The organism is Paenirhizobium daejeonense, assembly GCF_014280875.1.
In the GTDB taxonomy this organism is placed as follows: domain Bacteria; phylum Pseudomonadota; class Alphaproteobacteria; order Rhizobiales; family Rhizobiaceae; genus Allorhizobium; species Allorhizobium daejeonense.
On record NZ_JACLAL010000006.1, the window covers coordinates 439,544 to 458,714 of the forward strand.

Here is a 19,171-nt window from a genome sequence, read left to right on the forward strand (position 1 = left end):
TTTAGCAGTGCCAATGTTATCGGGTCGGAATCGGATGCTCGCCCCGATAATCATAGAAACCGCGACCTGATTTTCGGCCCAGCCAACCTGCTTCCACGTATTTCACCAAGAGCGGGCATGGGCGATACTTGCTGTCGGCCAGCCCGTCATGCAGCACCTGCATGATAGAAAGGCAGGTGTCGAGGCCGATGAAGTCTGCCAGCTGCAGCGGGCCCATGGGATGGTTGGCGCCGAGCTTCATGGCGGTATCGATGGCCTCGACCGAGCCGACACCTTCATACAGCGTGTAGATCGCTTCGTTGATCATCGGCAGGAGGATGCGGTTGACGATGAAGGCCGGGAAGTCTTCCGCAACGGTGATCGTCTTTTCGAGAGAGCGGACGAAGGTCTTGGCGGTTTCGAAGGTGCTCTCTTCGGTGGCGATGCCGCGAACGAGTTCGACGAGCTTCATCACCGGAACGGGGTTCATGAAGTGAATGCCCATGAAGCGTTCCGGTCGGTCGGTGGCGGACGCAAGGCGCGTGATGGACAGCGAGGAAGTGTTGGTGGCGAGCAGCGCTTCAGGCTTCAGGACCGGGCAGAGTTGCGCGAAGATCTTGCGTTTGACTGTCTCGTCTTCTGTTGCAGCCTCGATCACGAGGTCCATCGGTGCCATGTCGTTGATGTCGGTGGTGCCGCTGATGAGGGCGAGAGCTGCTTTGCGGGCTTCTTCCGAGAGCTTGCCGTTCGACACCTGGCGCGCAAGATTTCCGTTGATCGTGGCAAGGCCTGCTTCGATCCTCTCCTTGGCCAGGTCGTAGATGGTGACCTTGTAACCGGCCAGTGCAGCGACATGGGCGATGCCGCATCCCATCTGGCCCGCGCCTACGATGCCCACATTATCAAAAACCTTGGTCATGCCGTTCTCCTCACCTGAAACCGCATCGCCTGACAAAAATGCCGGGCCAACGTTACGGTTGGTCCGGCAAATTTCATAGCCCTTCACGGGCGATTTTCCAGTCTTTTCGCGGTTGCGAAATAATGGATTGTCACAGCGCCTTTTCGAGTTCGGGTAGTGCTTCGAAGAGGTCTGCGACGAGGCCGTAGTCGGCGACCTGGAAGATGGGGGCTTCTTCGTCCTTGTTGATGGCGACGATGACCTTGCTATCCTTCATGCCGGCGAGGTGCTGGATGGCGCCGGAGATGCCGCAGGCTATGTAGAGCTGCGGGGCGACGACCTTGCCGGTCTGGCCAACCTGCCAGTCGTTCGGTGCGTAGCCCGCATCGACTGCCGCGCGCGATGCGCCGACGGCGGCACCGAGCTTGTCGGCGACCGGAAGGATAACTTCCTTGAACTTCTCGGAAGAGCCGAGCGCGCGGCCGCCGGAGATGATGATCTTTGCCGAGGTCAGTTCCGGACGCTCGGACGAAGACAGCGCATCCGAGACGAAGGTGGAAACGCCGGGGTTGGCAGCAGCAGCCACGGTCTCGACGGAAGCCGAGCCGCCTTCGGCAGCGGCAGCAAACGATGCCGTGCGGACCGTGATCACCTTCTTTGCGTCGGTGGACTGGACGGTCTGGATGGCGTTGCCGGCATAGATCGGGCGCTTGAAGGTATCGGCGGAAACCACTTCGATGATTTCCGAGACCTGCATCACGTCGAGAAGGGCTGCGACGCGCGGCATGACGTTCTTGCCGACCGAGGTGGCGGGCGCGATGATCACGTCATAGGACGGAGCGAGCGAAACGATCAATGCCGCCAGCGGCTCAGCCAGATTGTTGGCGAGGCTTGCGTCATCGGCGACGAGTACCTTGGAAACGCCGGAGAGCTTTGCAGCGGCGTCAGCGGCTGCCCTGGCGCCCGAACCCGCGACCAGCACATGAACGTCGCCGCCGATCCTGGCGGCTGCCGTCAGCGTCTTGGCTGTCTGGTCGGAGACGGTTGCGTTGTCGTGTTCTGCCAGAAGAAGAATGGCCATGTCTTTGTTCTCCTTGTCCGTCCCGATTACAATACGCCGGCTTCGGTCTTGAGCTTTTCGACCAGTTCGGCGACGCTCTTGACCTTGATGCCTGCCTTGCGGCCGCCCGGTTCTTCGGTCTTCAGCACCTTGAGGCGCGCTGCGATATCGACGCCGAAGTCGGCGGGCGACTTCTTGTCGAGCGGCTTCTTCTTGGCCTTCATGATGTTCGGCAGCGAAGCATAGCGCGGCTCGTTGAGGCGAAGGTCGGTGGTGACGATGGCCGGAAGCTTGACGTTGATCGTCTGCAGGCCGCCATCGACCTCGCGGGTGACGTCGGCGGATCCGTCCTTGATCTCGAGCTTGGAGGCAAACGTTGCCTGTGCCCAGCCGAGAAGGGCCGAAAGCATCTGGCCGACCTGGTTCGAGTCGTCGTCGATCGCCTGCTTGCCGGTGATGACGAGGCCCGGGGCTTCCGCCTCGACCACGCCCTTCAGAATCTTGGCGACTGCGAGCGGCTCGACCGTTTCCTCGGTCTCGACAAGGATCGCGCGGTCGGCGCCCATGGCGAGGGCGGTGCGCAGCGTCTCTTCGGCCTTGGCCGGGCCAACCGATACGACCACGACTTCCGAAGCCTTGCCGGCTTCCTTCAGGCGAAGGGCTTCTTCGACCGAGATTTCATCGAAGGGGTTCATCGACATCTTGACGTTTGCAAGCTCGACACCCGTGCCATCCGTCTTAACCCGGATCTTGACGTTGTAGTCCACAACGCGCTTGACGGTCACCAGTACTTTCATGACTTTCTTCCTTCATTGCCCTGCCTGAAAATGCCTCTTCAGGCGGCCCTCCGATGGTCAATGGGCGACATGGATACGCATTTTTTTCGCAATTACAACGCTTGCTACAGCATCGATTTCGCTTAAAAACGATTAATTAACGTTTACGTATACGTCAATATGCAGAAATCTGCGATGTTAACGGCCCCAGTGGACTGTGCGCCGGGGTGGAGGCGGGACCGCAGGAGCTAGTGGCGGGGCCGCCTGCTGATGTTCGACTGCCTTGGGTGTCACGATGGTCCGGTCGAACAGGGGAACGCCGCGCCTGCGCATGAATACGACCAACAGGGCGCCCGTGAGGATACCCCCTACGTGGGCGCCCCAGGAAACTTCGCCCTCTCCATCGATGGCGAGCATTGCGAATTGTTGTCCGATCCAGAAGAGAAGCGGCAGGAAGGCTGGTAGCGGCAGAGGAAAGCGAAAGAGAACGAGTACCCAGACGCGCACCTTGGGATGCAGCATAAGGTAGGCTGCGACGACACCTGAGACCGCGCCTGAAGCCCCGATCAGCGGGCTCTGGGAGGTCGGGCCCACTAGGCCATGAAACAGTGCACCGGCGGCGGCGCAGGCGAGATAGAACAAGAGGAAGCGCACATGGCCCAATGCGTCCTCGACATTATCGCCAAACACCCAGAGGAACAGCATGTTTGAGCCGAGATGCATCAGGTTGCTGTGCAGGAAGGCATAAGTGATGAGCGTGGCATCGGGCGGCACGAGTGCGAGCGAGGGATCGAGCGCCGCATAGTCGAACACGACCGCGGGAATGAAGCCCAGTCCGTAGACGCTCGCCTGAATGACGGATTCCGGCATCAGCATGTTGGTGAAGGCGAAAACCATCGCATTCGTCAGGATCAAGCCGATCGTGACATATTGCATCCGTATATGCCTCAGGGAGTTGCGGTCATGCAGGGGAATGAACATCGCGTGCTCCCTAGGTTTAGAATTCAATCAGGTTCAACGGTTCTTGCCGGGCACCCAGAGAATGTCGGCCTTGCCGCCGTCATTGGCGAAACGAGCCGCAACAAACAGGAAGTCCGACAGGCGGTTGATGTATTTCAGCGCTGGCGGGTCGATGGTTTCTCCTTCGAAGCGTGACAGTTCGACCATGATCCGCTCCGCCCGTCGGGCGATCGTCCGGGCAAGATGCAGGTGAGCTGCAGCCGGGGTTCCTCCTGGCAGGATAAAGGATTTCAGCGGATCGAGACTTGCATTCAGTAGGTCGATTTCGCCTTCGATCCGGGTGACCTGCGCCTCGATCACACGAAGAGGTTCGTAGCTCAGGGTCTCGCCGGTGTCGGGCGCGGCCAGGTCCGCTCCGAGATCGAAGAGGTCGTTCTGGATCCTCAGGAGCATGGCGTGGAGTTCGGACAGGCTCTGGGTGTGCAGCCGGGCAACGCCGATTGCGGAATTCACCTCGTCGATGGTGCCGTAGGCATCCACGCGCAGGTCGTGCTTGAGCCGGCGGGGGCCGCTCACCAGCGCCGTGGTACCGTCATCGCCGGTGCGGGTGTAGATCTTGTTGAGACGAACCATCGTCGTATTCTCCTATCGCCCGCCGCCGGTCAGCCAGAGCGTCAGCATGATGAGCGCAATGGCTATGGCCTGCAGAACGAGGCGCATCTGCATGAGCTTGTTCGAGGTATTGCCGCTGCCGCCCTTCAGCATGTTGAAGAGCCCGCGCACGAGAACGAGCACGACGAGTCCCATGACGATCAGGGTGAGAACCGTGGTGAAGCCTGACATGGTGTATCTTCCCGAGCCTTTTGTTGTTGTTGCCTCAGTCCAGCGATCGCATCAATCGATAGAAGAGATCCGCCGGGAGCAGCCTCTTCAAGAGCGCGCCTTGCCGGGCCGGTGTGGTAACGAGATAATGTGGCCGCGCCCTGTGGGCGGTCAAGGCGTGCTTGAGCGCTTTGTAGACGGCGTCCGGGCCAAGCTTATGCTTGTTGACCGGGCCGGTGCCGTTCAGTCTCGACAGCTGACGTTCGTATTCCTTCGCATGCGGTGAGCCGGCAAGGTCGATGTTCGCTTCGATCTGTTTCAAGGCGTTGGCGGTGAAGCGGCTCTCGATCGGGCCGGGTTCGATCAGGCTCACCTGAATGCCGCTACCTTCAAGCTCCATGCGCAACGTGACCGTCAGTCCCTCCAGCGCATATTTCGATGCCGTGTATGCGCCCCGGTATCGATAGGGCAACAGCCCGAGGATTGACGAGCACTGGACGATGCGGCCCGCCCGGTTCGCGCGCATCAGCGGAATCACTCGGCGGGTCAGCTCATGCCATCCGAAGACATTGGTTTCGAACTGCTGACGCAGCACATCGGTTGAAAGGTCCTCGACCGCGCCGGGCTGGCCATAGGCGCCGTTATTGAACAGCGCGTCGATCCGGCCGCCTGTGCGGGCCGTCACTTCATCGACCAGCGCGCCGATGCTCGCACGGTCAGTATAGTCCATCAGCAGGGCTTCGATCCCCGCTTCTTCGAGCGAGGCAAGATCTTCATTGCGGCGAACCGTCGCAAAAACGCGCCAGCCATCGGCCTTCAGGGCCCTTGCGCAATGGGCGCCGATGCCGGAAGAACAACCTGTGACGATGATGGTTCGAGCATTCATAACGGAATGTTCCCTGTACAAATCCGACCCGGTTTCCCATATTCGACGTGGGCTTACAATCGGCATGCCGCGATCGAGGAGAATGGATGCGGGCTTTCCTGCGCACTGTCTACCGGGTCGGGTTCGACGCGTTTTACCACTTCACCGAGGACGATGGCTGGGCCATGGCGAGCCATGTGGCGCTATCCGCGCTGCTGGCGGTGTTCCCGTTCCTGATCTTCGGGACGGCGCTTGCGACTTTTCTCGGAGCGGATCGCTTTGCGGAGACAGCGATCCATATCATTTTTGATACTTGGCCCGAATCGATCTCCAAGCCGGTATCCGACCAGATCGTGAGGGTGCTGACGATCCCCCGTGGCGGCCTGCTGACAATCTCCGTACTGGCCGCTGCCTACTTCGCCTCCAATGGCGTGGAGGCGCTGCGTGTCTCGCTGAATCGCGCTTACCGGGTTGCTGAGACGCGGCCATGGTACATCACCCGTCTCGTTAGTCTTGGTTTCGTTCTCGGTGCGGTTGTCGTGCTGACCGTTATCAGCGCACTGCTCGTCGCCGTTCCTGTGGCGCTCGCCTTCGCCGAAAAGTGGTTCCCCTGGCTGAAGGAGTGGCTCGCGGCGATTTCGAACTGGCGCGTCTACGGCACGATCGGCCTCCTTGCCCTTGCACTTCTGATCTTTCATATGAGCCTGCCCGCTGGCAACAGGCGTCTTCTCGACGTCATCCCCGGTGTCCTGCTGACGCTGGTACTCTGGCTGATCGGCGCGCTGGTCTTTGCCTATTACCTTGCGAGTTTTGCCAATTACGCGGCCATGTACGCCGGTCTTGCCTCGATCATGGTGGTGATCGTCTTTCTTTACATGGTCGGGGTCATCTTCATCATAGGCGCGGAGTTCAATGCCGCGCTGATGAAGTTCAACGTGCTGCCTTCGCGGACTGTCGTTTCAAAGCCCGACCAGCCGGCGGATCTCTTCTGACGTCCGCCCCGCTTTTCTGAGCTCTGCCAGCGCCGTATCTCCCTGGCTCTTGGAGAGCTTGCGCCCGTCATCGCCGAGGATCAGCCGGTGATGATGATAGCGGGGAGCTGACAAGCCAAGAAGTGTCTGCAGCAGGCGGTGAACCGAGGTCGCGTGAAAGAGGTCGAGGCCACGCACCACATGGGTCACGCCCTGGGCGGCGTCATCGACGGTCACGGAAAGATGGTAGCTGGAAGGCGCATCCGAGCGCCACAACACCACATCTCCCCATGCCGCGGGATCGGCGGAGATCTCGCCGGTTTCTCCATCGCCTGTTTCCGTCCATGTGAGCGCTGCTGTGGTCGAGGCGATTGCTTTCTTCATGTCCAGCCGCCAGACATGGCGTTCACCGGCTGCGATGCGCTCCTTGCGAACCGAACCGGGAAGAAAGAGGTCATCCTCTGGATAGTGTGGAGCGCCGTCGGGATCGCGCGGCCACGGCTTGCCTTTTTCTTCGAAGCGTATTGCACGCGCCCTGACCTCGCCGCGGGTCATGAAGGCCGGATATGCGAGCCCGCGAGCGACGAGTTCATCAAGGGCTGCCAGATACTCATCGAGATGTTCCGATTGACGGCGTACGGGCTCCTCCCACGCGAGACCCAGCCAGACGAGATCGTTATAGATCGCCGTTTCGAATTCGGGTGTACAGCGACCGATGTCGATGTCTTCCATCCGCAGCAGAAGCCGACCTTCCATTGCTTTCGCCATATCGGCATTGATGAGCGCCGAAAGCGCATGGCCGAGATGCAGGCGTCCGTTTGGGCTCGGAGCGAAACGAAAAACGGGTTTTTGACGGGCAGGCGGGATCATGCTCTCTATCTCGCATGGAATGCATCCCCAGGGAACGGGACTTCGACAAAGAACGACTAGCACGAGACGGGCTGGAAATGACGATTACAACGCGGGCTGATCTCGATGCCGGTCTGGACGAGCTTCTGACGATTGATCCGCGTCTTGTTCCCATCGCCGGAGCCTGCGGCCCATTGCCGCTGAGGCTTTCGGAGCCGGGCTTTGCCGGCCTTGCTAACATCATAGTGTCGCAGATGGTGTCGCGCGCGAGCGCCGATGCGATCTGGCGGCGGATCGTTGCTGCCACCGGAGAAGTGGTGACGTCGGAAGCTTATCTGGCGCTCGATCCGGCTGTCATCGCCACACTCGGCCTTTCGCGAGCCAAGGCGGAGACTCTGCACGCCGTGGCGGGCGCAGTGGCCTCCGGCGAACTCGATCTTGGCAAAATAGCGGCGCTCGAAGCCTCAAACGCAATCGCGAAACTCACTTCCTACAGGGGGATCGGCCTCTGGACGGCCGAGGTCTACCTGATGTTCTGCGGCGGTCATCCGGACGTCTTTCCAGTCGGGGACGTGGCGCTCCGCGTCGCCGTCGGGGACGTATTCGGTTATGTGGAAAGGCCGGATTTCAAGGAGGTGAAGCGGGTGGCGGAAGTCTGGCAACCGTGGCGTTCGGTGGCTGCCCGACTGTTCTGGGCGCATTACGCATTGCGGACGGGCCGACAGGCGATTCCTGTCGATGTCCAGGTCCTTTCGTGATCTGCAAGAAGGGGCTTCACAATGCTGTAACAACGGACCTAATATAGATGGACAGGTGCCGAATCGCTCAGGAGAATGCCTTGACGATTGCAGTCTCACCCCAGTCCTTGCCGGCGCTCGTCCTGAATGCCGACTACAGGCCTCTAAGTTATTACCCCTTGTCGCTATGGTCCTGGCAGGACGCGATCAAGGCGGTCTTTCTTGACCGTGTGAACATTATCGCGGAATACGATCAGTCGGTTTGTTCCCCGAGTTTTTCGATGCGACTGCCGAGCGTCGTCAGCCTCAAGACCTACGTTCAACCCACCCGCAACCCTGCTTTCACCCGCTTCAATGTGTTCCTGCGTGACAAGTTCGAATGCCAGTATTGCGGGTCTGAAGACGACTTGACCTTCGACCACGTGATCCCGCGCGCCCATGGCGGCGAGACCACTTGGGAAAATGTGGTCGCCGCCTGCTCTCCCTGCAATCTCAGGAAGGGCAGCAAGCTGCCGAAACAGGCTTCGATGTTCCCGGCACAAAAGCCGTACCGGCCGTCAGTGCAGGACCTGCACAACAATGGACGGCGTTTCCCGCCAAACTATCTGCACGAAAGCTGGGTCGACTATCTCTACTGGGATTCCGAACTGCAGCCGTAACCGGCTGCTATCCGTTCAGGCGCGCTTGCGGAAAAGGGCCCATGCGGCGATGGCTGCCAGAGCCGCACTGGTGATGACGTTCCAGCCTGCGAAGGAAAGGCCGAGCACGCGCAGTGCCGCCTCCGTGCACGACGGTCCCTTGGTTTCGTTCAGGGCCTCCAGCACATTGACCGGAGCTTCGCCGCCTGTGGCGCCCACGGCGCAGGTCGTCGGCCCCTCCCAGAACTTCCATTCGACGCCGGCATGATAGGTGCCGAGTCCGATGCTGACGATCATCAGGATCGCGATGATCGCGATGAGGCTGCGCGTAACGGCGGCTGGAAGACGTAAGACCGACGAAAGCGTTGCCAGCGCACCGACGCCGACGCCGATGTAGTATGGGTTGCGCTGCATCAGGCAGAGTGCACATGGAACATAACCGCCGATATGTTCGAAGCCGAGCGCCGAGCCGACGACCACGGCCATGCCAAGGGTCAGGACTGCGGCGATCGCCGTATCGTTCTTGAGGTATGAGGCGGATACGCTCATGTCGTCTTCCTGTTCTCAGGTTTGGAGGTTGTGCTTCAAATCATTTGTTGCTTGCATGCCATTGTCACCAAGCCGCGCCAGATTCTGGGTCGACATGCCTTATCTGTTCATCGCCCACAGACTTGGGGCTGGTAGCTGTCTGATCGCCTTAATGCAGGAAATAGCGATAGGCGACGTATAGCACGATCAGTACGGCTGCTCCGACCATGGCGATCTGCCCCAGACGCTTTTCGATGAATTCCCGGATCGGTTCGCCATAACGCTGCAGAAGCCATGCAAGCAGGAGGAAACGTCCGCCGCGGGCGACGATGGCGGAGACGATGAATAGCCAGATGTTGATATGGGCGACACCCGAGAGGATCGTCACCACCTTGATCGGCGGGAGATGGGCGAGGCCGGAAGTCACCAGCAGCAGCAGGACCATCTCGTAGTTGACTGAGGTGCGCAGCCGCTCGAAGGCCTCGTACTTGCCGTAGAATTCGAGAATCGGCCGAGCGACGGTTTCGAAGGCGTAGTAGCCGAGGAACCAGCCGGCGATGCCGCCAAGTACGGATGCCACGGTGGCGATGATGGCATAGCGCCAGGCCTTCTGCGGCTTCGCCAGCGCCATCGGCAGATAGAGCACATCCGCCGGGACCAGAAAAATCGAGCTTTCAATGAAGGCGATGACGGCGAGCCAACGTTCAGCCGACTTGCGTGCGGCGAGTGACATGGTCCAATCGTAGAGGCGACGTAGCATCAAGTCTTTCCCGGTCTTTCGGTCGCTCGGTTTTATGCAAGCCGGCCTGCACTGTAAATGGGGCGTTTTGCGGTGCAGCACATGCGAAGCAAACATTTGCGTGAAGTTGAATAACCGGATGAAACCTTTTCTGGCGAGATGGGACTGCAGGCGGCACAGCCGCCAAGTTCGCCCTTGCGCGGGTGCCCAGGTGCATGGTAGACGCCGTTTAACCATCCTGCTGCCCCATTGGCGGAACTGGTAGACGCGCTCGACTCAAAATCGAGTTCCGAAAGGAGTGCTGGTTCGATTCCGGCATGGGGCACCAACACACTTTCAAAGTATTGCTTTTGCTTTGATTCCCTCCAAGAGGTGTCCAAAAGATCGATTTGGCCTATTTGGCTGGACACTTTTGTTCTCGATTATTCCAATTGACGTATTTCTGGCCTCACTCCAGTTTTGGTTGCATTTCGAATAACTAACTATGCCAAGGGTGATTTGACATAGGCAGAGGGTGAGCTGACATAAATGCCAATTATGGTCAGGCTGATGTTCCTGCGCCGCAGGGCTTTAATGCCAAGCGCGCCCTATTTGTTAGTAAGCCATTAAAGAAGGCGTTGGAGGGGGGGAACCGCTCCGGCTTTGCCGGATACCCCAACTCGTGAGAAGCAGGGTCTATGACGAGCAAGACGGAGCACGTCCGCCTTGCCGAAATCGTCATATACGATCGCTTTCATTAGGCCGCTGTCTTGCTCGCCGACTTTGCCTGGGCGTGGCGGGCAATGCTTTCCGCGAACTTCGGCGTTTCGCGATGATTGTGGTCACCGCCGGCTGCCTGGCGAGCCTCGGCTGCATCCTCGAAGGACTGGCCGTGCTGCTCGATAAAGGTCATGAAGGCATCCGTCGGATGGCATGTGACCTGGTTGGTATAGCGGGTACGATTGCCATCGATGGATTCAGCAATCAGTTCCCAGATCACGTTGACTTGGGTGCGCTCGCCCGTCGGCGTGAAAACGTCTGAAATCGAGTTCATCCGGCAATAGGATGGAGTGGCCTCTTCTGCGACATAGTGCTGGATCACCAACCCGGTGCCGATCTTTTCGACATTGATCGACATCTTGCGGCCATCATCGGTAAAGGTCGCGCCGCATCCGATGTGATCGGGAATGCAACAACGCAGGTATTCGGCTTCGGGAAGGTTGAAGAGCCAGTCGGCGATGTCGATCTGATCGAGCGACACATCAATATCGTGCGAATAGGCGGACTTGGAGAGCAACTTGTCTTTGATAACGTTCATGGTCTTTGTCCTTCAGGGTTTTTCGACAAGCCTCCGTGCGGCGTGGTCGATACGGTGCATGCGTACTGATATTTGACAATGTTAGTTGGTGAGCAGCGTGTTGTTTGCTCTCTGCAAAAGGTCGCATTCGGACCTTGCTGTCTCAATCATACCGATAGGTCACACGCCTATCCTTTGGTCTAGTCGGCTGCCGGAGTCGTTGTTCAACCGCCTCAAACAATTCCGTCGCGTTGCGACCCGATACGACAAGACTCGAAAATCATTTTCGGCATTCGTCGCCCTGGCCGCCGCAAAGATATGGCTGCCATACTTTGTCAAAGGGCCTAGCCGTCCGGCGCGAGGTGCGTTGTTGGCAGCGGGTGGTTTTTTTGGATCGGTGGTGATTGTGGCTACCGGCGCGATCCTGATGTCCCGTTAGCAACCTGATGGTGTTAGTCTGCGCCTTTAGGCGAGCGGACGTGACTACCCGATCTTTGCCGAAGGGCACCAAAATCCATTTTTGTACTACGGATAAGTGTGTTTCTGCCCGCCTATTGTGCGCTTGCGAGAGGAATGGTAGCAGAAAGCCCTTGGTGACACGGGTTTTCCGCCATGTTTCTGCCTGAGCGAGGCACCTACGAGACGCTTTGTCGCGATTTCTCGTGGTCCATTCCTGACGATTTCAACATCGGTCGCGCGGTCAGTGATGACTGGGCGTTGCATGCGCCGGATCGCGTGTGTCTCCAGCATTTCAGTTCCGATGGCAATCATCTGTCGATGACCTATGGCGAGCTAGCGGGGCGTTCGGCGGCTTTTGCCCATGGGCTTCGGGCACTCGGGGTTGAACCGGGCGATCGTGTAGCACTGCTTCTGCCCCAGTGTTTCGAGACGGTCATCGCCCATGTAGCGATCTACAAGATGGGCGCAATCGCACTGCCGCTTGCTCTGCTATTCGGTGCCGAGGCGCTCGAATACCGGCTTGCCGCTGCCGGCGCCAAGGTCGTCGTCACCAATGATTTTGGTTTGTCCCGGTTGGAGGAAATTCGGTCCCGCCTGCCGGATCTGCGGGAGGTTGTGACGATCGGGGCGGTTGCGTCGGGTGTGCACGCTTTCGCCGATGTGGAGGCAGGCCACCCGTCCGTCTTCAATGTGGCGAAAACCGGGCCCGATACGCCGGCCCTGATGATCTTCACGTCGGGGACAACCGGTCCGCCCAAAGGGGCGCTGCATGGGCACAGGGTCCTGCCCGGCCATCTACCCGGCTTCCAGATGGCGCATGAATTTATTCCGCGTGACGGCGACAGGATGTGGACGCCGTCGGACTGGGCGTGGGCGGGCGGATTATTGAACGCGCTCTTGCCTTCGCTCCTGCTGGGCGTGCCTGTCGTTTCCTCTCCCGCTCAGAAATTCGATGCGGACACGGCCTTCCGGATCATGGCGGAGATGAAGGTGCGCAACGCCTTCATTCCGCCGACGGCATTGAGATTGCTGAAATCGGTGGAGCGGCCGCGGGAAAAATACGATCTGGTGCTCAGGTCGATCGGTTCGGCGGGAGAGGCTCTGGGTCGGGAGACCTATGAGTGGGTCAAGTCTGCGCTCGGCATCGTTCCCAACGAATTCTACGGACAGACGGAGTGCAATTTCGTGCTGTCTTCGGCGGCCCATCTTGGTGTTAGCCGCGCCGGGGCCATCGGGCGGACGGTACCGGGTCATCGTGTTGCGATCATCGATGACGAGGGCAGGGAGCTTCCTCCGGGCAGTGTGGGGCAGGTGGCGATTGCACGGCCTGATCCGGTGATGTTTCTCGGCTACTGGCACGACGAGCGGGCGACCGCGGCGAAGTTCGTCGGCGACTGGATGAAAACGGGCGATCTCGGCCGGCAGGATGCCGAAGGCTATGTCGAGTTCTTCGGCCGGGATGACGATGTCATTACGTCATCGGGCTATCGCATCGGTCCTGCGGAGATCGAGGATTGCCTCATCGGCCATCCGGCGGTGCGCCTTGCTGCTGTAATTGGCAAGCCGGATCCGTTGCGCACGGAGATCGTCAAGGCTTTCGTGGTTCTTGCCGACGATTTTTTGCCAAGCGATGTACTGGCTGTCGAGATCCGCGACTGGGTGAAGCAGCGCCTGTCGATGCACGAATATCCGCGGGAGGTGGCCTTTGTCGAGGAGTTGCCTCTGACCGCCACTGGCAAGGTTATCCGCCGCCTGTTGCGGGACCGGGAATTAGCCGCAGCGGCTGAATAACCCATCCGGGTTTGAGTATGCCCGATTTCGTCGAAACTGCTCTCGCGTCAGTCGTTCAGACGACGCGAGAGGATCTTGTCACGCAGGATACGGGCGATGTTGCGCGTGTTGCGGTACATATGAAGCTGGGCGGCCGCCTGTCGCACGTCTCGGTCGGCATTGGCGCGCAGACCGATGACCAGCGTACCCATCTCCTCGCGTTCCTTCCAGAAGCGGCTCATGATCGGATGGTCCGGCACGGCGCAGCTGTCGGTGCGCTGGATATTGGCGTCGTCGAGGTGCCATTCGGTGAGGTCGGCCATCAGCAGCTTGCCGGGAGAGAACCGGCCATAGCGCTCGTCATAGGCTGTTTTCCACGTATAGGCTTCGCCGGCCATGATGAAGACCACCATCGAGGCGATGGCCCGGCCGTTGAGGTCGAGGGTGTGAATACGCACGGCATCCACTTCCGCCAGATTGGTGATGGCTTCGCGGGCGAAGGCAGAGCGTAGCCGGTCCATGACCATGGCGGAACGCTTCTGGCCTTTCCAGCCGCTTGCTTCCAGCGCCAGGAATTCCTCCATCCTGAGACGGATCTCCTGCGGCTGGCGGGTGACGTTGTATGTCAGTTCGCCGTGTTGGCTGAGCAGGCGGAACTGGCGGCGCATCTCCCGCAGGTGCGGTTTGGCGATTGCCCGCTGCAGATAGGTCTCGCCGTCGTCGAGGCTTTCGAGCATCGGGCGGGTAAATGTGTTGGTGACCGTCAGGGGCAGGTCGCGGCTGATGGCGACGGCCTTCAGAAGCTGGGCGAAGCGGCCGTTGAGCCGGAGGTCGGGCAGAACGAAGACACCCGGCAGACGGGCGTCGGGGCGGGCCAGCGCTTCCAACAGATTGTCCAGCGTTTCGGCGGCTTCCTCGGCATCGACGAGCAAGGTTCCCAGCGGGCCGAAGGGGTTCGACCAGACGCGCAGGATCGTCGGTCCCATGGAGAAGCCGGGCTTCTCGATGGAATAGGGCATCAGCAAGCGGACACGGCTGCGTCGTCCGTCCTCGTCGCGGATGACGCCGAGGCGGATCAGCCTGTCCTCGAGCCGCGGCATGGCCGGGGCGAGGAAACGCGGCGCAAAGAAGACGTTCGCTTCCATCACGCGATATGTGAGATAGTCCAACTCCTCCTGCAGATCATATCCGACCTTGCCGGGATAGAAGGCGAGATGACGTCCGGGGCGGCCGACCTCGATCGTCTGGTCGGCGTCGGGTCGATTGCTCTGCAGGCTTGCGAGACTGCCCGAGGAATGGCGGGTGCCGAAGCTGGTGCTTTCGCTATGGATCGGAGCTTCCGTCATGGTCAGGATGCCTTGGTCTTGGTCAGGATCGACAACGGGTCGGCAAATGCAAAGAGAACGATGCCGAGTGCATGGCGGACCGCAATGTGCAGAAGCAGCGCCTCCGCCATCATTGCTGCCGCTGTCGCGGCTGCCGCTCCGGTCAATCCGAAGAGCGGTATGAGCGTAACGTTCAGGCCGATATTGACGGCGAGTGCGCCGACATAAAGGAAGACGCAAAGTTTCTGATGGCCCGTCATGGTCAGGAGTACCTCGCCCGGGCCGACAAGTGCCTTCGAGAGGCTGCCGGCGAAGAGGATTGCCATCAATACATAGCCGGCTGTGAAGGCTGGGCCGAACAATGCCAGCAGGAATTCGCCGACAGCCAAAACGGCAAGGCCAACAAGAAGCGAAGGCCAGAAGCTCCAGCGGGTCGTCTGACCGGCGAAGGCCGCGAGATGGCGCAGATCATGGGCCGCAACCATGGAGGAGAAGCGTGGGGCGGCGGCCGCCTTTACGGCGAAATAGACGAACTGGACCAGCGCCATGGTTTTCGCTGCGGCGAAGTAGATCGCCACCTGATCGGGGTCGAGGTAGAGACCGACCACGACGACGTCGGAATTGGTGAGTAGAAAACCGAAGCCTTCAATCAGGAAGATTGGCAGGGCCACTTTGAACCAGGCGAGGAAATCGATCTTCCGAGGGCCGGCGACGAAGCGCTTCTGCATACGGCGGTCGATCGTCAGGAACTGGCCGAGTGTGGTAACGTAGGTCGCGGCCAGTGCGGCCTGCATGGCTGTCGTCGCCGTATGTGGAGCACCGGCCCAGACAGCGGCGATCATGAATAGCAGGATGAGCAGCGGGCGGACGATATAGGTGGGGCTGAGTGCAGCCACTGGCCAGCTGTTGGCACGCGCCGTACCATCAAGCACATCGCCGAGTGCGATCATCGGAAGCGCGAATAGCCCCAGAAACAGCGGCAGGATGTAATAGGCCTCGATCGCGTCGCCGAAGAGCATGAGCACGGCGAAGCCGATGACGGCGAGCAGGCTTGCCGAGAGCATGGCGAAGACCCTGGCGGTCATGGTCAGGCCACGGATTTCATCGTGTTCGTCGCGGGCGTCGTATTGCGGCAGGAAACGGATGACCGTCGTGTGGAAGCCGAGGCAGGAGAGGTTGCCGAACAGCACGACCAGCACCCATACGAAGACGAAGATGCCGTATTCGAATTCGCCCATCATTCGGGCCTGGATAATCTGGGAAACGAACGCGATGGCCGCGGAGACCACCCGTATGGCGAAGGCGACGAGCGCCATGCGCTGGGCGCGGGCGATTTCATCTGCTCCCGTGAAGGCGGCGACAAGCTTGTGCATCGCCGGATGCAGGCCGGTCGGCAGTATCTTCTCCGCTGTCTGGACAACCGCCATTATCGACACGCACGGCCTATTGAAAACGCAAAACAACAATGCCGCACTGTTGTCAGATCAGAGTTAAGAAACGGTTTGCCGTTGTTCGTCAGTTTCCCTGTGTCAACAGGGCATGATGCACTCCGTCCTTCATGGGAGTGAGTAAATTCCAATGTCTTTTCCGGTGACTGCGGTCCTTTTCGCCCGACTTTAAAAAGAAAAGGCGGCCGGAAGGCCGCCTTGACTGTCATTTTGCGTCGTTGCCCGTTCAGGCGTTTTCGAATGTGCCGTGGCAATGTTTATATTTCTTGCCGGAACCGCAGGGGCAAGGCTCGTTGCGGCCGACGCGGCCCCAGGTGGCGGGGTCCTGCGGGTTACGGTCCTCCGGTGCGACGTAGTTTGCCGCGCCTTCGTCGAAATCGTCCTCGCCGGTGCTTGCATCGACGTGGTGCGCTTCCATGACCGGCAGGGTCGGCGCCGGCGGAGCTTCGCGCACGATCTCAACGCGGGACATCTGCATGGTTACGGCGTCGCGCAGGTTGGCGAGCAGGGCCTGGAAGAGCTCGAAAGCTTCAGCCTTGTATTCCTGCAGCGGGTCGCGCTGGGCGTAGCCGCGGAAACCGACGACGGATCGCAGGTGGTCCAGGTTGACGATGTGCTCGCGCCAGAGATTGTCGATGGTCTGAAGCACGATCGAGCGTTCGACATAGGCCGTGATCTCGGGGCCGAAGCGTTCAGCCTTCTCTGCCGCGGCCTTGTCTGCGGCCTCGGTGATGCGGGTGACGATGTCGTCTTCCGCAATGCCTTCTTCCGTCGCCCACTGCTCGATCGGCAGGTCGAGGTTGAGGGTCGTTGCGACCTTCTCCTTAAGCCCTGCCACATCCCACTGCTCGGCATAGGCGCGCTCGGGAATGTGGACGCGCACCATGGTCTCGATGACCTCGTGGCGCATGTCGGCGATCGTGCTGGACACATCGGTGGCGTCCATCAGCTCGATGCGTTGCTCGAAGATAACCTTGCGCTGGTCGTTCAGCACGTCGTCATACTTGAGCAGGTTCTTGCGGATGTCGAAGTTGCGGGCTTCGACCTTTTTCTGGGCGCGTTCCAGAGCCTTGTTGATCCAGGGATGGACGATTGCCTCGCCGTCCTTCAGGCCGAGCTTCTGCAGCATCGAGTCCATGCGGTCGGAGCCGAAGATGCGCATCAGGTCGTCCTGAAGCGACAGATAAAACTTCGACCGGCCCGGGTCACCCTGACGGCCGGAACGGCCGCGAAGCTGGTTGTCGATACGCCGGCTTTCGTGGCGCTCCGTCGCGATGACATAAAGGCCGCCGGCGGCAAGCGCCTCTGCCTTGAGCTTCTTCACCTCCTCGCGGATGGCCTGTTCCTTGGCGTCAAGCTCGGGGCCCGGTTCCATGCCTTCCAGCTCGCGCTCGAGGCGCATGTCGATATTGCCTCCGAGCTGGATGTCGGTACCGCGGCCGGCCATGTTGGTGGCGATGGTCACGGCGCCGGGTACGCCGGCCTGCGAGACGATATAGGCTTCCTGCTCGTGGTAGCGGGCATTCAGCACCTGGAACTTGTCGAAGCCGGATTTCTTCAGGAGGTTGGCCAGAAGCTCTGATTTCTCGATGGAGGTAGTGCCGACAAGAACCGGCTGCTTGCGCTCGTGCGCGGCCTTGATCTCGGCGATGATCGCCGTGAACTTTTCCTCGAAGGTCCGGTAGACCTCGTCATCCTCGTCGATACGCTGGATCGGCAGGTTGGTGGGAACCTCGATAACATCAAGACCGTAGATGTTGGCGAACTCCTCCGCCTCGGTCGCTGCCGTACCGGTCATGCCGGCCAGCTTGTCGTACATGCGGAAGTAATTCTGGAAGGTGATCGAGGCGAGCGTCTGGTTCTCCGGCTGGATCTGCACCTTTTCCTTGGCTTCAAGCGCCTGATGCTGGCCTTCCGAGTAACGGCGGCCCGGCATCATGCGGCCGGTAAACTCATCGATGATGACGATTTCGCCGTTGCGGACGATGTAGTCCTTGTCGCGCTGGAAGAGCTTGTGAGCCTTCAAAGCGTTGTTGATGTGGTGGACGATCGAGACGTTTTCGACGTCGTAGAGTGACTCGCCTTTCAGCAGGCCGGCTTGACGGAGCAGATTCTCGAGCTTCTCGGTGCCAACTTCGGAGAAGTTGGCCGAGCGCTGCTTTTCATCGATTTCGTAGTCTTCCTCCGAAAGCATCGGAATGAAGGCGTCGATCGTGTTGTAGAGGTCCGAGCGGTCATCCAGCGGGCCGGAGATGATCAGCGGAGTACGGGCTTCGTCGACCAGAATGGAGTCCACTTCGTCGACAATCGCGAAGGCGTGGTCGCGCTGGACCATCTGGTTGCGCTCGTACTTCATGTTATCGCGGAGATAATCGAAGCCGAGTTCGTTGTTGGTCGCGTAGATGATGTCGCAGAGGTAGGCCGTGCGGCGTTCCTCGTCGGTCAGGCCGTGGACGATGACGCCGGTGGTCAGTCCGAGAAAGCTGTAAAGCTTGCTCATCGTCGTCGCGTCGCGCTTGGCGAGGTAGTCGTTGACGGTAACGACGTGGACGCCGCGACCGGCAAGTGCGTTGAGGTAGACGGCGAGCGTTGCCACGAGCGTCTTGCCTTCGCCGGTTTTCATCTCCGCGATCGCGTTATCGTTCAGGATCATCGCGCCGATGAGCTGTACGTCAAAGGGTCGCATGCCGAGCGCGCGGCGGGAGGCCTCGCGAGCAACGGCGAAGGCCGGGACCAGAATGTCGTCGAGCGTCTTGCCTTCGGCCAGCAGCTTGCGGAATTCCTGGGTCTTGCCGGAGAGCGCCTCGTCGGAGAGGGCCTTCATCTGGTCTTCCAGCGCGGCAATAGCCGCCACCTTCGGCTGATACGAGCGAACGCGGCGCTCATTGGCCGATCCGAAGAGTTTGCGGGCGAGCCCACCGAGACTGACCATTCGATGGTCCTTTCTGACCTTCGTCATATTCGTTGCGTATCCTGATCGCCGGCCGAAATTCGGCACGCAGGCACGGGAGGCCCGGAAACGGCTCTGGACGCGCGGTTGCGTGACAGATAAGAGGGGGGTCGAATGATGT

General features: G+C 60.0%; 18 protein-coding genes, 1 tRNA gene and 1 pseudogene. 6 read left to right on the forward strand and 14 right to left on the reverse strand.

Features of this window, described 5'->3' with window-relative positions:
- Nucleotides 1–16 precede the first annotated feature (16 nt).
- The 7 genes from H4I99_RS17235 to H4I99_RS17265 all read right to left on the reverse strand — a co-directional run bounded on the left by H4I99_RS17235 (nt 17) and on the right by H4I99_RS17265 (nt 5,381).
- Nucleotides 17–898 carry a 3-hydroxybutyryl-CoA dehydrogenase gene (locus H4I99_RS17235; protein ID WP_163901851.1) on the reverse strand — a complete coding sequence of 294 codons (882 nt, stop codon included), beginning with the start codon at nt 896–898 and terminating at the stop codon, nt 17–19.
- A 130-nt stretch (nt 899–1,028) separates the two neighbouring features.
- Nucleotides 1,029–1,958, reverse strand: coding sequence for an electron transfer flavoprotein subunit alpha/FixB family protein (locus tag H4I99_RS17240; RefSeq protein WP_163901849.1), 930 nt, complete (start codon nt 1,956–1,958; stop codon nt 1,029–1,031).
- Nucleotides 1,959–1,984: 26 nt separating this feature from the next.
- Nucleotides 1,985–2,734: an electron transfer flavoprotein subunit beta/FixA family protein gene (locus H4I99_RS17245; protein ID WP_163901847.1), complete on the reverse strand. Its 750-nt coding sequence runs from the start codon at nt 2,732–2,734 to the stop codon at nt 1,985–1,987.
- 177 nt (nt 2,735–2,911) lie between these two features.
- Nucleotides 2,912–3,694 (reverse strand): rhomboid family intramembrane serine protease, encoded by a 783-nt coding sequence (locus tag H4I99_RS17250; protein ID WP_163901845.1) that lies wholly within the window; start codon nt 3,692–3,694, stop codon nt 2,912–2,914.
- Between the two features lie 33 nt (nt 3,695–3,727).
- Nucleotides 3,728–4,306, reverse strand: a complete 579-nt coding sequence (locus tag H4I99_RS17255; protein ID WP_163901843.1) for a cob(I)yrinic acid a,c-diamide adenosyltransferase — start codon at nt 4,304–4,306, stop codon at nt 3,728–3,730.
- Between the two features lie 12 nt (nt 4,307–4,318).
- A complete protein-coding gene (locus tag H4I99_RS17260) occupies nt 4,319–4,516 on the reverse strand; it encodes a twin transmembrane helix small protein (protein WP_163901841.1) in 198 nt (65 codons plus the stop codon).
- Between the two features lie 34 nt (nt 4,517–4,550).
- Nucleotides 4,551–5,381: an SDR family oxidoreductase gene (locus tag H4I99_RS17265; protein WP_163901839.1), complete on the reverse strand. Its 831-nt coding sequence runs from the start codon at nt 5,379–5,381 to the stop codon at nt 4,551–4,553.
- Nucleotides 5,382–5,467: 86 nt separating this feature from the next.
- Between H4I99_RS17265 and H4I99_RS17270 the strand changes: the two genes are divergently transcribed.
- Nucleotides 5,468–6,352 (forward strand): YihY/virulence factor BrkB family protein, encoded by an 885-nt coding sequence (locus H4I99_RS17270; protein ID WP_163901837.1) that lies wholly within the window; start codon nt 5,468–5,470, stop codon nt 6,350–6,352.
- On the opposite strand, the gene gluQRS is transcribed toward H4I99_RS17270, so the two are convergent.
- Entirely contained in the window at nt 6,320–7,201 is an 882-nt protein-coding gene (gene gluQRS, locus H4I99_RS17275; RefSeq protein WP_163901836.1) for a tRNA glutamyl-Q(34) synthetase GluQRS, read from the reverse strand. The two genes, H4I99_RS17270 and gluQRS, sit on opposite strands and share 33 nt — an antisense overlap.
- A gap of 77 nt (nt 7,202–7,278) precedes the next feature.
- Here gluQRS and H4I99_RS17280 point away from each other — a divergent pair, with 77 nt between their 5' ends.
- Nucleotides 7,279–7,938 (forward strand): DNA-3-methyladenine glycosylase family protein, encoded by a 660-nt coding sequence (locus tag H4I99_RS17280; protein WP_163901834.1) that lies wholly within the window; start codon nt 7,279–7,281, stop codon nt 7,936–7,938.
- Between the two features lie 80 nt (nt 7,939–8,018).
- Nucleotides 8,019–8,576, forward strand: coding sequence for an HNH endonuclease (locus H4I99_RS17285; protein WP_163901833.1), 558 nt, complete (start codon nt 8,019–8,021; stop codon nt 8,574–8,576).
- 15 nt (nt 8,577–8,591) lie between these two features.
- Here the strand turns inward: H4I99_RS17285 and H4I99_RS17290 are convergent, their stop codons facing one another.
- Complete coding sequence (locus tag H4I99_RS17290; RefSeq protein WP_163901832.1) at nt 8,592–9,104, reverse strand: disulfide bond formation protein B; 513 nt, start codon at nt 9,102–9,104, stop codon at nt 8,592–8,594.
- Nucleotides 9,105–9,252: 148 nt separating this feature from the next.
- Entirely contained in the window at nt 9,253–9,843 is a 591-nt protein-coding gene (locus H4I99_RS17295; protein ID WP_163901831.1) for a YqaA family protein, read from the reverse strand.
- A gap of 222 nt (nt 9,844–10,065) precedes the next feature.
- Between H4I99_RS17295 and H4I99_RS17300 the strand changes: the two genes are divergently transcribed.
- Nucleotides 10,066–10,150, forward strand: a tRNA-Leu gene (locus tag H4I99_RS17300).
- 408 nt (nt 10,151–10,558) lie between these two features.
- Here H4I99_RS17300 and H4I99_RS17305 read toward each other — a convergent pair.
- Complete coding sequence (locus H4I99_RS17305; RefSeq protein WP_163901830.1) at nt 10,559–11,119, reverse strand: hypothetical protein; 561 nt, start codon at nt 11,117–11,119, stop codon at nt 10,559–10,561.
- Between the two features lie 193 nt (nt 11,120–11,312).
- Here H4I99_RS17305 and H4I99_RS17310 point away from each other — a divergent pair.
- Nucleotides 11,313–11,423, forward strand: a pseudogene (locus H4I99_RS17310) (IS5 family transposase); the annotation flags it as partial.
- Between the two features lie 287 nt (nt 11,424–11,710).
- The gene (locus H4I99_RS17315; RefSeq protein ID WP_163901829.1) at nt 11,711–13,348 is read left to right on the forward strand and encodes an AMP-binding protein; all 1,638 of its coding nucleotides are present in this window, start codon (nt 11,711–11,713) and stop codon (nt 13,346–13,348) included.
- A 47-nt stretch (nt 13,349–13,395) separates the two neighbouring features.
- Here the strand turns inward: H4I99_RS17315 and H4I99_RS17320 are convergent, their stop codons facing one another.
- The 3 genes from H4I99_RS17320 to secA all read right to left on the reverse strand — a co-directional run bounded on the left by H4I99_RS17320 (nt 13,396) and on the right by secA (nt 19,032).
- Complete coding sequence (locus H4I99_RS17320; RefSeq protein ID WP_163901828.1) at nt 13,396–14,673, reverse strand: GNAT family N-acetyltransferase; 1,278 nt, start codon at nt 14,671–14,673, stop codon at nt 13,396–13,398.
- 2 nt (nt 14,674–14,675) lie between these two features.
- Complete coding sequence (locus tag H4I99_RS17325; RefSeq protein ID WP_163901826.1) at nt 14,676–16,079, reverse strand: lipopolysaccharide biosynthesis protein; 1,404 nt, start codon at nt 16,077–16,079, stop codon at nt 14,676–14,678.
- A 247-nt stretch (nt 16,080–16,326) separates the two neighbouring features.
- Entirely contained in the window at nt 16,327–19,032 is a 2,706-nt protein-coding gene (secA, locus tag H4I99_RS17330) for a preprotein translocase subunit SecA (RefSeq protein ID WP_163905911.1), read from the reverse strand.
- Nucleotides 19,033–19,171: the final 139 nt, after the last annotated feature.